This window comes from Thalassospira australica (genome assembly GCF_044790785.1).
GTDB classification, from domain to species: domain Bacteria; phylum Pseudomonadota; class Alphaproteobacteria; order Rhodospirillales; family Thalassospiraceae; genus Thalassospira; species Thalassospira australica_A.
On the sequence record NZ_CP085258.1, the window covers coordinates 4,478,811 to 4,492,696 of the forward strand.

General features: G+C 57.8%; 14 protein-coding genes. 1 reads left to right on the forward strand and 13 read right to left on the reverse strand.

Going from position 1 to position 13,886, the window contains the following annotated elements; genetic code table 11:
* Positions 1 to 3 precede the first annotated feature (3 nt).
* Positions 4 to 567 (forward strand): CHAP domain-containing protein, encoded by a 564-nt coding sequence (locus LG297_RS20860; RefSeq protein ID WP_404423759.1) that lies wholly within the window; start codon positions 4 to 6, stop codon positions 565 to 567.
* A gap of 131 nt (positions 568 to 698) precedes the next feature.
* Here LG297_RS20860 and bioB read toward each other — a convergent pair whose 3' ends face one another.
* The 13 genes from bioB to LG297_RS20925 all read right to left on the reverse strand — a co-directional run bounded on the left by bioB (position 699) and on the right by LG297_RS20925 (position 13,851).
* Positions 699 to 1,691 (reverse strand): biotin synthase BioB, encoded by a 993-nt coding sequence (bioB, locus tag LG297_RS20865; protein WP_404423761.1) that lies wholly within the window; start codon positions 1,689 to 1,691, stop codon positions 699 to 701.
* Positions 1,691 to 2,266 (reverse strand): biotin transporter BioY, encoded by a 576-nt coding sequence (locus LG297_RS20870; protein WP_404423763.1) that lies wholly within the window; start codon positions 2,264 to 2,266, stop codon positions 1,691 to 1,693. The genes bioB and LG297_RS20870 overlap by 1 nt, the downstream gene beginning before the upstream one ends.
* Positions 2,267 to 2,565: 299 nt before the next feature.
* Positions 2,566 to 3,204, reverse strand: coding sequence for a GntR family transcriptional regulator (locus LG297_RS20875; protein WP_404423765.1), 639 nt, complete (start codon positions 3,202 to 3,204; stop codon positions 2,566 to 2,568).
* A gap of 87 nt (positions 3,205 to 3,291) precedes the next feature.
* On the reverse strand, positions 3,292 to 4,038 hold the full coding sequence (locus LG297_RS20880) for a peptidase (protein WP_404423767.1): 747 nt from the start codon (positions 4,036 to 4,038) through the stop codon (positions 3,292 to 3,294).
* A gap of 19 nt (positions 4,039 to 4,057) precedes the next feature.
* Complete coding sequence (locus LG297_RS20885; protein WP_404423769.1) at positions 4,058 to 4,876, reverse strand: transglutaminase domain-containing protein; 819 nt, start codon at positions 4,874 to 4,876, stop codon at positions 4,058 to 4,060.
* Position 4,877: 1 nt separating this feature from the next.
* Entirely contained in the window at positions 4,878 to 5,825 is a 948-nt protein-coding gene (locus LG297_RS20890; RefSeq protein WP_404423771.1) for an alpha-E domain-containing protein, read from the reverse strand.
* Between the two features lie 18 nt (positions 5,826 to 5,843).
* A complete protein-coding gene (locus LG297_RS20895) occupies positions 5,844 to 7,247 on the reverse strand; it encodes a circularly permuted type 2 ATP-grasp protein (protein WP_404423773.1) in 1,404 nt (467 codons plus the stop codon).
* Between the two features lie 164 nt (positions 7,248 to 7,411).
* The gene (cobM, locus tag LG297_RS20900) at positions 7,412 to 8,182 is read right to left on the reverse strand and encodes a precorrin-4 C(11)-methyltransferase (protein WP_404423775.1); all 771 of its coding nucleotides are present in this window, start codon (positions 8,180 to 8,182) and stop codon (positions 7,412 to 7,414) included.
* On the reverse strand, positions 8,182 to 10,137 hold the full coding sequence (cobJ, locus tag LG297_RS20905) for a precorrin-3B C(17)-methyltransferase (protein ID WP_404423777.1): 1,956 nt from the start codon (positions 10,135 to 10,137) through the stop codon (positions 8,182 to 8,184). The genes cobM and cobJ overlap by 1 nt, the downstream gene beginning before the upstream one ends.
* A complete protein-coding gene (gene cobI, locus LG297_RS20910) occupies positions 10,128 to 10,868 on the reverse strand; it encodes a precorrin-2 C(20)-methyltransferase (RefSeq protein WP_404423779.1) in 741 nt (246 codons plus the stop codon). Before cobI ends, cobJ begins: the two co-directional genes overlap by 10 nt.
* Positions 10,865 to 12,118 (reverse strand): precorrin-6y C5,15-methyltransferase (decarboxylating) subunit CbiE, encoded by a 1,254-nt coding sequence (cbiE, locus tag LG297_RS20915; protein WP_404423781.1) that lies wholly within the window; start codon positions 12,116 to 12,118, stop codon positions 10,865 to 10,867. The genes cobI and cbiE overlap by 4 nt, the downstream gene beginning before the upstream one ends.
* The gene (locus LG297_RS20920; protein ID WP_404423783.1) at positions 12,115 to 12,807 is read right to left on the reverse strand and encodes a precorrin-8X methylmutase; all 693 of its coding nucleotides are present in this window, start codon (positions 12,805 to 12,807) and stop codon (positions 12,115 to 12,117) included. The genes cbiE and LG297_RS20920 overlap by 4 nt, the downstream gene beginning before the upstream one ends.
* A gap of 36 nt (positions 12,808 to 12,843) precedes the next feature.
* The gene (locus LG297_RS20925; protein ID WP_404423785.1) at positions 12,844 to 13,851 is read right to left on the reverse strand and encodes a sirohydrochlorin chelatase; all 1,008 of its coding nucleotides are present in this window, start codon (positions 13,849 to 13,851) and stop codon (positions 12,844 to 12,846) included.
* Positions 13,852 to 13,886 lie beyond the last annotated feature (35 nt).

Genomic DNA, 13,886 nt, shown 5'->3' on the forward strand with positions numbered 1-13,886 from the left:
CGCATGCGGCTGGCCGTTGTTATCGGATTTTGTATGCTTGTGTCGGGATGTTTTGCATCTGCAAGCACGCCAAAACCCAATACCGGCCTTGAAAGTGACGGCGTTTCGACCGTCACCAATGTCAGCTTGCCGTCGTCGCGCCTGTTGCCCTTTGCGCCTACTGATGAATTTTTGCAATGCGTGCCCTATGCACGTGCGGTTTCCGGGATCGAGATTTATGGTGATGCCTGGACCTGGTGGGATCAGGCGAAAAGCGCCTATCACCGTGGGAGCAAGCCCGAAGTCGGATCGGTTTTGGCGCTCAAGAAAACATCGCGTTTGAAATACGGGCATGTTGCGGTGGTTGCCGCTATCCTCGACAGTCGCAAGATCATGGTCAATCATGCCAATTGGGGCAGCGATTCGCGCACGCGCGGCAAGGTGCATTACCGCCAGCCGGTTGTTGACGTATCGCCCAATAATGACTGGTCTGAAGTGCGGATGATGAATACGATTGGCACATTCGGCCGGGTTTATCCGGCGCATGGCTTTATCTATCAGCCGCGCGAAACCGCCGAAGTTCAATAGGCCGTTTACTTCTTCCTTCCTGCTTCTCTGCCTGTTTATAAAAAATGGCGAAGGCCGGACTGAGGGGCGCTTCGCCAAGGGGAACCTTGCGCGGGTGGGGCGCACAAGTTCGGGGGTTGATGTGGATATTGTCAGGCCACCGACGCCGGAATCGGGCCAAGGGCAGCGAACAGGGCGGTGTCGCAATCTTCTTCCGGGTTTGGTGTGGTCAGAAGTTTTTCCCCGTAAAACACCGAATTGGCCCCGGCCATCAGGCACATGATCTGGGCTTCGCGGGTAAGGTCGGTGCGTCCGGCTGAAAGGCGAACGGTGGATTTCGGCATGGTGATGCGTGCGGTTGCGACCATGCGGACCAGTTCAAGCGCATCAATCGGGTCGCGGTCGGCAAGCGGTGTTCCGGCCACCGGCACCAGCGCGTTGATCGGTACACTTTCGGGATGTGGCGCGAAACCGGCCAAGACCTGGAGCATTGATGCCCGGTCGCGGATGCTTTCGCCCATGCCGATGATCCCGCCGCAGCAAAGATCAATCCCGGCACCCCGCACCGCAGCCAGCGTATCAAGCCGATCCTGATAGGTCCGGGTGGAGATGATCTGGCTGTAATATTCCGGGCTGGTATCGAGATTGTGGTTATAAGCGGTGAGGCCTGCCCCGGCGAGGCGTTCGGCATGGCGGGTTTCGAGCATGCCAAGGGTCACACAGGCCTCCATGCCAAGGTTGCGCACACCGCGTACCATTTCGATCACCGCATCAAAGGCCGCACCATCACGCACGCGCCGCCATGCGGCCCCCATGCAGAAACGATCCGCCCCGGCGGCCTTGGCACGCGCCGCCATTTTCAGGACAGCACCGGGATCCATCAACTGTTCCTTGCCCAGTTTGACCTCGCGGTGGTGGGCCGATTGCGGGCAATAGGCGCAATCTTCGGGGCAGCCGCCGGTTTTGATCGATAACAGGCTGGCCTTTTGCACGGCATTGGGATCGTGATGGGTGCGATGGACCGCGCTGGCGCGGCCCATCAGTTCTAGCAGCGGCAGGCGATAGATCGCCTCGATCTCGTCCACCGTCCAGTCGTGACGGATGGTTTGATCGATTGCCGGATTTTGTGCGGGAAGACTGTTCATCAGGCGTTGCCGCCTTTATCGCGTTTGACAAGGCGGGTGCAGGCCGCACTGCCAAGGGCAACAAGGGCGATCTTGATGGTATCGCCCAGAATGAACGGGGTGAAGCCGTATTCGGCGACTTTTTCAAGCGGCACAAAGGCGGCAAGCCATGCCAGGCCCAGAACATAGACCGGGATCATACCGGCCATCATGATGCCAAAGCGCGCCAGCGTGCCGCGCCCCTGCGCCAGTGCGCCGACTAGCCATGAGGCAATCAGATAACCCAGAAGATAGCCACCGGTCGGTCCGACCATATAGGTAAGCCCGATGCCGCGTTCCGGCGTCCCGGCAAAGACCGGAAGACCAACCGCACCTGCCGCCAGATACCCCAGTACCGTCGCGCAGGCGACGCGCGGCCCGGTCGCCAGTGCAATTGCCATGATCGCCATGGTTTGCAGGGTCATCGGCACCGGCCAGAAGGGAACGGTGATCTTCGCACTTGCGGTCAGGATGGCGACCCCGGCCAGAACCATCAGGCTGTATTTCATTCCCGACGATATGCGGGTTTCGGCCGGTTTGGAGACTGCATTGCTCATGGTGATTTCATCCTCCTCAGGATCGGATTCAAAATTATAGATAAAAAACGAATCTCATCTATTAATTACGCCGCGACCGGAGGGTGAAATCAATCCCCAAAATAGATAATCGGATGAAATTGGCCGATATTTATGGAAGCGCATCGTTAATATATTGATTTATATGTTATATTTTTATCTATAAAATTGGAAATTTGCACATAAACAGGCGTCCTGCATTGCCAAAGCGCAGGCAGGATCAGGTTCGAACCGTGGATTTCAGGTTCGGGAGGCAGTTCTGGAAGGGTTCAGGAAATGGTTTACGGGCGGGTTTTGGCGCCCGGCTTGGTGCCAATCCATTTAACGTGGCGGGCAAGGGTGGCGGCGGCAACGTCAAACTGCCGTTCGCGGAGCGCCTTCAGGACGGCGCGGTGATCCTGATCGGTCGGGGCTTCCCATTCCATGCGGAAACCGGAAAACAGGAACCGGGCACTTGCGGCATGCAGATCATCAATGGTTGCCAGCAGGCGGGGCATGCCGCACGGGGTCAGGATCAGGCGATGGAAGGCGCGATTGGCTTCTTCCCATGCCCGGACATCGGGGGCATTTTCCCCCGCGCGGTTGATCGCCTCTGCCTCATCCAGAATGGCGCTGGTCAGGTGCGGGGCGGCATGGCGAAGGGCGAGGACTTCGAGGGATGCGCGCATTTCAGCGACCTCGCGGACTTCTGCGATATCAAAGCTGGCAACCCGCACACCGCGGCGCGGTTCGCTGACGACCAGTCCCTGTGCTTCGAGGCGGCGAAAGGCTTCGCGGACCGGCACGTGGCTTGCGCCGAATTCCTCGGCAAAATGATCTTGCCGCAACTTCGTACCCGGTGCGATATGCCCGGCAATGATGCGGTCGGCCAGTTCGCGAGTGATCTTGCCGGTAACGGTATTATCAATGTCGCTTTTCATGATTTTATAGATAATTTACGCGCCCGGACTTGTCGAGCGCGCATATCCGCAACCGGCAAATTAATTGTTTGATATCAGAAGGTTTGTTCAGCAGTTCGGCGCACAATGTTCGTCCGGCATATCGGCGAATGCTTTGCGGAGCGCCTGCGACCAGGCGTCCGAAAGGGCCTTGAACCCGGCATCTTCGGCGTTGATCCGGCGATGTTCGGAGAAATGACACGATCCTTCGGGCAGGACGGCAAGATCAAGCGGCATGCCGACGGTGAGGTTGGATCGCAGGGTCGAATCCATTGACAGCAGGGCGGCCTTGACGCCATCGGCAATCGGCGTTTCCGGGGTGATTACGCGATCAAGGATCGGTTTGCCGTATTTATGTTCGCCGATCTGAAGGTAGGGCGTGTCTTCGGTGGCCTCGATAAAATTGCCCGCCGCATAAACCAGAAACAGGCGTTGTGCACCGCCCTTGCGCTGCCCGCCGACCATGATCGAAGCCGAGCTGCTTTCCTTGCGCTGCTCAAGCGTGTCCTGATATTTGTGCTGCACTTTCTGCATTGCCTCGCCCATCAGTTCGGCAACGCGGAACATGCTGGCTGCGCTCAGGATACAATTGCCGGGTTCGGTTTCCGGGTTGTCGATGGCTTCCTGCAGGGTGCTCATCACGGCCTGAGTGATGGCAAGGTTGCCTGCGGTCAAGGCCACGATGGCGCGTTCGCCGGGGACTTCCCAAGTGAACATTTTGCGATAACGCGAAATGTTATCGAGCCCGGCATTGGTTCGGGTATCGGAGAGGAATACCATCCCCTCATCGAGCATCAAGCCCACGCAGTAGGTCATCTTCTATTCTCGGGTCCGGCTATTGCTGTGATTGCGCAACGATGACTGTTACATCCAAATCCTCGTTTGCACCACCAGTATGTACACCCCGTATAGGTGTGGCACCCTGCGCATCAAGTCCAGACCCCAGACGGATATAATAATCGGTCGGGCAGCAGCGGTTTGCCGGATCGAACCCGACCCAGCCCAGTTCGGGCAGATGCAGTTCGACCCAGGCGTGGGATGCTTCGTGCGATTTGCCGTTCTGATCGGCGAACAGATAGCCCGAAACATAGCGCGCCGGAATGCCAAGATGACGGGCGGCCGAAATCATGACATGGGCGTGGTCCTGACAGACACCCTTGCCATCAGCCAATGCGTCGGCGGCGGTGGTGTGGACATGGGTGCTGCCCGGGACATAGGCGACGGCATCGGAAACGGCGGCCGAAATCGCATGTGCCCGTTCGAGCAGGTTATCCGCACTGGTTTTCTTTTCGACCTTGGCGGCGAGTTTGCGGATCGCCGCACTGGATCTGGTCACCGGGGTTGACCGCAGGAAGATGGCGGGAAAGGCGCGTTCCTTATGCCCGCGCAGGATGCCGGTGGTATCGATGGTTTCGACTTCGCCCGACACGACGACATCGACGGAATCGACCGGACCGGTCGCGGTCAGGGTGCTGATGGTATCGCCATTGCCATCGACAAATTCGGAATTGATCACACATCCCTCGGCCTTGATCGACCAGCGGATGACTTTTTGCCCATCAAACAGCGACGGGGTCAGTTTCAGGCTTTGCACGACATAGCGTGCCGACGGGGAAAAGCGATAATGGGTGCGATGTTCAACAGTCAGGCGCATTTTACTGGCCCCCGAAATAATAGGTTTCGGCAATTGCCGAGGACAGGGCCTGATTTCGTTTGAGGAAATCGGACAGGAATTCATGCAGGCCCTGACTGAATATTTCGTCCATCCGGGTTTGGGTCAGCAGGGAATAGGTTTCCACCGCCTGGCTGTGAACCGGATTTCGTTGACCGTAATGGCGGGCGAGATGTTCCAGATGGCTGGTGATCTGTTCCGAACAATGGGCGAGCGACCGGGGGCTGAAGGGATTGAGGATCAGGAAATGCGCGATGTGATAGGGCGAATAATCGTCGCGATAAACCCAGTGGAAGGCACGCAGGGACGATGCGGCACGCAGAACCGTGGTCCATTGATAGTTATCGACCCCGTCGCCGACCATGCTGGTTTCGGGCAGCAGGACGTAATATTTCACGTCAAGCAATCGTGCGGTGTTATCGGCGCGTTCGATAAAAATGCCAAGACGGATGAAATCGTACCCGTCATTGCGAAGGATTGTTGAATCAGTTGCCCCGCGAAACAAGGCCCCCTGCCGTTTGACCCAGTCGATGAATTCCGGAAGGTCGGTTTTGGCCAGGTTATGCATCGAAGTCCGGCGCAATTCCATCAGCGCGTTGTTCAGGGCTTCCCACATTTCGGCGGTGATGGCGGTGCGCATGGCGCGCGCATTGGCACGTGCATTTTCAAAACAGTTCAGGATCGAGGACGAATTGTCGCGATTGAATATCAGGTAATCGGCAACCTCCGCCTGACGGAGTGGCATTTCGGGATCGTAACCCTGGGCGCAGCCCGATGCCGATAGGACGGACGCCCATTCCGACCGGTTGCCATCGCCTGCGGCCGGCATCAGGGCCATGCGATAACCCATTTCCATCAGTCGGGCCATGTTTTCGGCCCGTTCGACATAACGCGATAACCAGAAAAGGTTGTCGGCTGTACGACTAAGCATATGACTTCCCTTTCTTCTCTACTCGGCCATGATCCAGGTGTCTTTTACCCCGCCGCCCTGCGACGAGTTGACGACAAGCGATCCTTCGCGCATGGCGACACGGGTCAGGCCGCCCGGTGTCAGGCGGATGTCATCGCCGACAAGGCAGAAGGGGCGGAAATCGACGTGGCGCGGGGCGATGCCGTTTTCAACGAAGGTCGGACAGGCGGAAAGGGCAAGGGTTGGCTGGGCAATGAAATCGCCCGGATCGGCCTTGATGCGCTCGGCATAAGTGGCCTGTTCTTCCTTTGTCGATGCCGGGCCGACCAGCATGCCGTAACCGCCCGAACCATGGACTTCCTTGACGACCAGTTCGCCAAGGTTTTCCAGAACATATTTCAGGTCGTCCGGGTTGGCGCATTTCCAGGTCGGGACATTGTTCAGGATCGGTTCCTGACCAAGGTAAAACCGGATCATGTCAGGGACATAGGTATAGATTGCCTTGTCATCGGCGACACCGGCACCGGGGGCCGAGCAGATGGCAACCCCGCCCGATCGATAGACATTCATCAGGCCGGGTACGCCCAGCACGGAATCGGGCCGGAAACAGAGCGGATCGATAAAGGCATCGTCGATCCGGCGATAAATCACATCGACCCGTGCCGGGCCTTGCGTCGTGCGCATATAGACGCGACCTTCGGAAACGAACAGATCCTGCCCCTCGACAAGTTCAACACCCATCTGGTCGGCAAGGAAGGAATGTTCGTAATAGGCGCTGTTCATGGCTCCGGGTGTGAGGACGACGATATTGGGTTCGCGGTCACACCGTTTGGGGGCGATGCTTTTGAGCGTTTTATGGAGCATGTCCGGATAGCTTTCGACCGGTTCGATCCGTAATTTCGAAAACAGTTCCGGGAACATCCGCATCATGATTTCGCGGTTTTCCAGCATGTAGGAAACGCCAGACGGGGTGCGGCAGTTATCCTCCAGCACATAGAAATCATCCGGCCCGACGCGCACGACATCTACACCGACAATGTGGCTGTAGACTTTCCGCGGTGGATCGATGCCGATTACGGCCGGTTCAAATGCGGCGTTCTTGAACACCAGATCGGCGGGAATGATCCCGGCCTTGATGATTTCGGCGTTGTGATAGACATCGTACAGGAAGGTGTTGAGCGCGCGTGCACGTTGCTTGACGCCGCGTTCGAGCTTGCGCCATTCCATGGCGGTGAAAATGCGTGGAATAAGATCGAACGGGATCAGCCGTTCCGGATCGCCACCCTCGCCATAAACCGCGAAGGTAATGCCGATTTTGCGAAAGAGAGTTTCAGCCTCAAGTCGCTTCTGCTGGAGGGTTTCGGGCCCGCTGGCTTCCATCCAGTCAACCAGTGCGCGATAAGGTTCGCGTACTTCATCGTTCATCATCATTTCGTTGAACATGCACACTCCCCTTGCATATACCTTGATTAAAGGCGGGGCTATCGCGGGCGGTCAAGCATGTTCACGGTTGAAATGTTTCTTTTTTCAGCAAAACAGGGCTTTGCTGAAAATTTGAGCCGGGCTGTTTGGCCGATTGCGCAAAAAACGGGCGTTTTACAGTTCGGTTACAGCTTGGCGGTTTTTGCCGGGCGCAAAACATGGGTGTGATCGGCGGCATAAAGCCGGGAATCGGTGAAATCCTTACGGCCAAAGACCTCACCCACCATGATCAGGGCGGTCCGGGTGATACCGCTGCCCTTTACCTTGGCGCGGATATCGCCGAGTGTCCCGTGGATGAATTGCTGATCGGGCCATGTGACGCGATAGGCGACCACTACCGGGCAATCCTCGCCGTAATGTGGCACCAGATCGCGAACGACATTGACCAGATTATTGATGGACAGATGCACCGCAAGCGTGGCGCGTGAACGGCCCAATTCGGCAAGACTTTCGCCGTCGGGCATGGCGGATGACCGCATGGCGGTGCGTGTCAGGATCACGGTCTGCGAAATATCGGGCAGGGTCAGTTCGGCACCCAGTTCGGCGGCGGTGGCGGCATAGGCCGAAACGCCCGGTGTGATGTCATAGGGAATGCCAAGGTCATCCAGACGGCGGATCTGTTCGGCAATTGCGCCATAGATCGCCGGATCGCCGGAATGAACGCGCGAGACATCCTGCCCCGCGGCATGGGCGGTTTCAATTTCGGCCAGGATTTCATCAAGGTTCATGGGCGCGGTATCAATCACGCGTGCGCCGATGGGGGCAGATTTGACGATTTCCTCTGGCACGAGCGACCCCGCATACAGGCATACCGGGCATTTTTCGATCAGCTTAAGCCCGCGAACGGTGATCAGATCGGGGGCACCGGGACCGGCGCCGATAAAATGAACGGTCATCAGTTTGCCTTATCGTTTTTGAGGTCGTTTTTGGAGTTATCGAGGCTGTGGACGGGGGCGTTGGCCGCGTCCGGGCCTTTTTTGGCATAGCCGCGCGGGGTATAGACCCAGCTGTTTTCGCCGCGCGTGATATGGCGGCTGTTGCTGGAGCCGACCAGAACGGTGGTCAGCATATCGACCATATCGACTTCAAGTTTCGCAAGCGGAACGATTGTTATTTCCTCGTCAGGACGACCAAGCTGCCGACCCAGAACAACCGGCGTTTCCGGCCCGCGATGTTCAAGCAGGATATCGCGCGCTTGTGCCAGAAGATCGCGGCGGCGTTTGGATACGGGATTATAGAAGGCGATGACAAAATCGCCCTCGCCCGCGGCCTTGAGTCGGCGCAGGATATCCTCGCGCGGGGTTAAAAGGTCAGAAAGCGATATCGCGCAGAAATCATGCCCCAAGGGCGCGCCGATCCGCGATGCGGCGGCCTGAAGGGCGGAAATGCCTGGCGATACCTGTATGGCAACCCGGTTCCAGTCAGAACGATCTTCGCGATCAAGCAATTCGAACACAAGTGTCGCCAGCGCATAAATCCCGGCATCGCCGGACCCGATCAGTGCGACGTCCCTGCCGGTTGCGGCCAGTTCAAGTGCGTGTCTGGCGCGGGCTTCTTCGGCGCCCAAATCGGAATGATGACATGATTTGCCGTCAATCAGCGACCCCAGAAGATCAAGATACATCTGATAGCCGACAATATCGGTGGCGCGCGAAATCAGGCTGCTGGCTTCGGGGCTGCGCCAGCCGGTCTGTCCGGGGCCGATACCGACAATCGACAAACGTCCTTGTGGACGACCCGATTGCAGCGGGGCAATATCATCGATTGAAAGTCCGATGGCGCAGGTGGCCCGTTTTGATTTCTGTTTCGAAACGATCAGGGTGCCATTGCTGCCGATGGTGGCAAGGGCTGCACCCTCGGCAACGCCGTGACAGCCGGTTTCGGCAAAGACGATGTCGGAGGGATTGGCAAGGCGGGGAGCTTCGGCTTCGAGTGTTAAGGCGTCATAGAAACGTGCCGGGACGCCGAGATGGTCGGCCAGTGCGTGAACGGCGGCTTCGTCTGCCTTGAGGTCGATGGACGCAACGCACGCAACGCTTTGCGCACTCAGGCCATTTGCGACAAGGGTTTCGGTGGCGAGTTTGATCAGTTCGTCGGGCGCGCAATGACGTTCGCAACCGACGCCAAGCGCCAGGACCGGCGGGTGATAGACGATTTCGTGATTGTTCTTGTCGTCGCCAATCGTATTTGTGGCTTTTGCGGTAGCGCGAATGACCACCGTGCCGGTGTCGCTGCGTTCGATATTGCTGTTGGTCAGCCACGCGGCCGATCCTGCCTCGATCTCGAACCGGGCGGTTTCACCGGCCAGAAGGGCGGCGGTGGCCGGTTTGACGGCTTGCGGATTGGCAAGATGCCAGCCGACGGGGGGCTCATCAAGGGCCAGTCCCAGCATTGCATCGCCGGGCGTGGTGATGGCCGCCTGCCCGCCCAGCCGTTCGGCCAGATCGCGCGCCAGCCGGTTGCCGCCGTGATGTCCACCCAGAAGCGGGATAAAGGTGCTGCCAGCTTCGTCGACCGCGATGACGGCGGCGTCCTGCCATTTATCGACCAGAAGCGGTGCGAGAGCACGGATCAGGATACCCGTTGCGCAAACGCCGATGATCACATGGTCGGCCGAAAAGGTTCGTTGCAGATGTGCAATGGTATCATCGAACGCCACATCAACGTCACTTGTTGAAACGCGTGTGCGCAGGCCATGCACCGATGCACCCTGCAGGTTGGCGGCAATGCGTTTGGCGGTGGCAACGGCACGCTGCGTCAGACAGATGACCGCAATCGGCGCAATCGGGTCCGTCGGCAGGATCGGGTTGATGTTGCTGGCGGTGGGGATATTCGGGGGCGTCATCGCCATGCGTCTCCGCGACGGTGGATCAGGATCATCGAGAAATAGGGTGCGGTTGCATCCGCCGGAAGATCACCCAGCGGGATCATTTTCTGGGTTTCAAGTGTTGCGCGCTCGATATAGCGTGCCCGGTCGGTCAGGCCAAGTTCTTCGATCACCTTGCGAACCTTGGCGAAGTGGCGGCCAAGTTTGATGATGGCAGCCGCATCGGTATTGCCAAGTTGTGCGCGCAGGCGGTCTTCGGACAAAGGGCCGGGAATGACCTGCAACACATCGTTTCTGGCAGCAAGCGGTGCGCCAAGCTGGGCGGCACAGGCCATCATCGAACTCACACCGGGCACGGTTTGAACCGGATGCCCGGCCTCGGCCAGGCGGCCAAACAGATACATGAAGCTGCCATAGAAGAACGGATCGCCTTCACACAGGACGGCAACGCTTTTTCCGGCCTTCAGATATTCGCCAATTTCAAGGGCGGCAGCGTCATAGATCGGGTCGGCGGGCTGGCCCATGGTAATGCGAATGGCAATTTCGATCCGGCCTTCGGGGACATGGGGGGCCATGATCTGCCGGGCCAGACTGGCGCCGTCTTCAAGTGCGGGATAGGCAATCACATCCGCCTTTTGCAGGATGTTATAGGCTTTGAGCGTGATCAGGTCGGGCTCGCCCGGACCGATGCCAAGGCCATAGGCCGTACCCGCCACAGGTAATGCGCTGGCGGGTGTGGTGGCCGCGTCGCTCATGCTTTTACTCCGACATAGTGGGTGACGGGGGCAAGGTTGCTCCAGCCCCTGAAACTACCGCGTGGAACCAGCCGGGAAACCGACAGGCGCGACAGGGTGCCACCGTTTTTATTGTAAAACCGTAATAATTCTTCTTCGCCTTCCAGCGTGACCGTATTCGCCACCAGCCGCCCATGCATCGGCAGGATATCCCAGCAGCGATCCATCAAACCTGATGTCGTAATGCCGCCGCCGACAAAAATCGCATCGGGTTTCGGGAGTTGGTCAGCGAAGGCAATCACGTCCTCGACCCCCTTTTGGCGGATCATCAGATCGGGTGTGCCAAGGCGGATGGCATTTTTGGCGATCAGGTCGCAGCGTTTTGCATCGCGTTCTATGGCGATGGCCTGCCCCCCAGCGCGCATCCATTCGATGGAAACCGAACCGCATCCCGCCCCCAGATCCCAAAGCATGGCATCGCGCCACGGAGCAAGGGATGCTAGGGTCTGGGCGCGGATTTCGGATTTGGTGATCATCCCGTCATGGATAAAGGCATCATCGGGCAGGCCGGCACCATTGCCCAGAACGCGGCTTTTGGGTCCGGCCACCAGATCAATCATGATCAGGTTTAATGGATCAACCGGTTTGACATCGGGCATCGAGGTTGCCGTTGCCTGCCAGATTTGGGCGGTCTGGGTGGTGATGCGTTCTTCTGTGCCGCCCAGCCGTTCGCAAATCGTCATATGGCTTTGATCGTAGCCAGCTTCGCACAGCATGACGGCAACCAGTGCCGGGGTGCTGCCATCCGCACTAAGCGCGATCAGTTTGCCTCGCGGGCGCAGGTGCGATCGCAGGATTTCCGGGTCGCGCCCGTGCAACGTGATCACATCGCATTCGGCAAGCGCCCAGCCCATGCGGGCGGCAGCCAAACTGATGCTGGACGGGTGCGGGATTACGGTAATTGATCTGGAGCCGAAATAATTAACCAGTGTATTGCCGACACCAAAAAACATCGGGTCGCCACTGGCGAGAATGACCGGGTTCTGATCAAGGCAATCCTCAATCAGGGGCATATTTGCCTCGAACGGTGTGATCCAGCTGTTCTGGGTGGCAATATTTGATCCGGGCAGCATGGTGATATGGCGTTTGCCGCCAAAGATCACGCTGGCGGTTTCCAGAATCTGACGGGCAATCGGACTTAGTCCGTCATAACCGTCTTCGCCAATGCCAATCACGGTGATTTTGCCGTTCAGGGGCGATTGTTCGTTCATTTGCCATCCCCTTTGTCAGGGTTGGTGGGGTTTTGGGTCGTGCCATCCGGTGTCAGACCCGGCGATGCAAGGCGTGCCAATGCGTTGAGCGTTGCCGCGGTGACCGCACTGCCGCCAAACCGGCCGCGTAATGTAACAAACGGAATGTCACCGGCATGGGCAATCAGGGCTTCCTTGCTTTCCGCGGCCCCGACGAAGCCCACCGGCATGCCGATGATCAGCGCCGGTTTTGCCAGACGGTTCGAAATCAGGGCTTCTAGCAGATGAAAAAGCGCGGTTGGCGCATTGCCGATAGCAATTATTGCGTTATCGATATGATCGGCCCAGTCCTCAATGGCGGCGACTGACCGTGTGGTGCCAAGTTTGCCGGCGCGTTCGATATTGCCATCCGCATTCAGGGTGCAAAGGACCGGGTTATCGGCAGGCAGAAGGCGGGAAATGATCCCGTGACGGACCATTTCCGCATCGCACAGGATCGGCTTTCCCTTTTGCAGCGAGCCGATTGCCGCGGTTGCCACGTTACCGCCAAATGTAATTTTATCTGCCATTTCGACCATGCCACAGGCGTGAATGATCCGCACGGCAACCGGCCGCAATTCTTCGGGAAAGCAGGCGAGATCGGCTTCGGCTTCGATGGTTGCAAAGCTTTGCTGATAGATTTCCTGCGGGTCCCGCAGATAGTCGAACATCGCCGCGCCTTTCGCAAAGGAACGAAGGGCGACCGGTCAGGAACCGGTCGCTTTGTTGACATGATCGTGGGCGTGATCATGCGTATGGCTGTGATCATGTGAATGACCGTGGGAATGTCCATGCCCGTGATGGTGTCCATGACTATGACTGTGGCCATGACCGTCGGTGCCAATCCCCATTACATGATGATGATGGCCGACCTGCGGGGTTGCAACGTCGCCTTCATATCCAATGATCTGTTCGCGGTATTTGCACAGCTGGCAGTTCATATTGTTGTCGCCAGTGTCAATTTCAGCCAGGCGTTCGGCAAAGCTTTCCAGCACCAGCGGATGATCGCGCAGATATTCGGCCTTGATGAATTCGACATCGGGGAATTCGGCGGCGACCTCGTCGGTGTGGCTGTAAATCCGATCAATAAGGATGCCGGCAAACAGGAAATACGGGAAGACCACCACACGCTTGTAACCAAGCTTCATGGCTTCGCGCAGACCGGCATTGACGCGTGGATGCGCAACGCCGGAATAGCTGATTTCGGTACGCCCGAAACCAAACCCTTCCTGCAACATGCGGGCGACTTTATAGACGTTTGAATTGGCATCCGGATCATTGGTGCCACGCCCGACAACCATCAGAAGCGTATCCTTGCGCGTGATGCTGTCATCAGCCGTTGCAAGGGCCTCTTGGATACGGTCAGCACTGGCGCGGAGCAGTTTCGGGTCAATCGCCAGATCGCGACCGAATTTCACATCGATATCGGGGTTCTCATGGGCGAAGTTGTTGACTTCGCTTGGCAGGTCATTTTTGACGTGCCCGGCAGCAAACAACATGCCTGGAAGGGCATAAATCTTTTTGTGGCCCATGGCTTTGAGCTTTTCAAAGCCATCGCGCAGGATCGGGTGCGCAAATTCGAGAAAGCCGCTTTCGACATCATAATCGGCCAGATGGGTCTGTTTCATTGTTTCAACCATGGCGTTGAACTGTGAAACAGCGCGCTCATCACGCGAACCGTGTCCGCAAATCATTACGGCGCCTTTGGGGGACATAAAAGGCTGCTCCTTTGTCTCTCTCGTGTTTTGGT

What these genes read in the sequence shown, in the direction of transcription:
- LG297_RS20860 (WP_404423759.1), top strand. Translation starts at nt 4, where the DNA reads ATGCGGCTGGCCGTTGTTATCGGATTTTGTATGCTTGTGTCGGGATGT.
- bioB (WP_404423761.1), bottom strand. Translation starts at nt 1,691, where the DNA reads ATGAACAGTCTTCCCGCACAAAATCCGGCAATCGATCAAACCATCCGT.
- LG297_RS20870 (WP_404423763.1), bottom strand. Translation starts at nt 2,266, where the DNA reads ATGAGCAATGCAGTCTCCAAACCGGCCGAAACCCGCATATCGTCGGGA.
- LG297_RS20875 (WP_404423765.1), bottom strand. Translation starts at nt 3,204, where the DNA reads ATGAAAAGCGACATTGATAATACCGTTACCGGCAAGATCACTCGCGAA.
- LG297_RS20880 (WP_404423767.1), bottom strand. Translation starts at nt 4,038, where the DNA reads ATGACCTACTGCGTGGGCTTGATGCTCGATGAGGGGATGGTATTCCTC.
- LG297_RS20885 (WP_404423769.1), bottom strand. Translation starts at nt 4,876, where the DNA reads ATGCGCCTGACTGTTGAACATCGCACCCATTATCGCTTTTCCCCGTCG.
- LG297_RS20890 (WP_404423771.1), bottom strand. Translation starts at nt 5,825, where the DNA reads ATGCTTAGTCGTACAGCCGACAACCTTTTCTGGTTATCGCGTTATGTC.
- LG297_RS20895 (WP_404423773.1), bottom strand. Translation starts at nt 7,247, where the DNA reads ATGTTCAACGAAATGATGATGAACGATGAAGTACGCGAACCTTATCGC.
- cobM (WP_404423775.1), bottom strand. Translation starts at nt 8,182, where the DNA reads ATGACCGTTCATTTTATCGGCGCCGGTCCCGGTGCCCCCGATCTGATC.
- cobJ (WP_404423777.1), bottom strand. Translation starts at nt 10,137, where the DNA reads ATGGCGATGACGCCCCCGAATATCCCCACCGCCAGCAACATCAACCCG.
- cobI (WP_404423779.1), bottom strand. Translation starts at nt 10,868, where the DNA reads ATGAGCGACGCGGCCACCACACCCGCCAGCGCATTACCTGTGGCGGGT.
- cbiE (WP_404423781.1), bottom strand. Translation starts at nt 12,118, where the DNA reads ATGAACGAACAATCGCCCCTGAACGGCAAAATCACCGTGATTGGCATT.
- LG297_RS20920 (WP_404423783.1), bottom strand. Translation starts at nt 12,807, where the DNA reads ATGTTCGACTATCTGCGGGACCCGCAGGAAATCTATCAGCAAAGCTTT.
- LG297_RS20925 (WP_404423785.1), bottom strand. Translation starts at nt 13,851, where the DNA reads ATGTCCCCCAAAGGCGCCGTAATGATTTGCGGACACGGTTCGCGTGAT.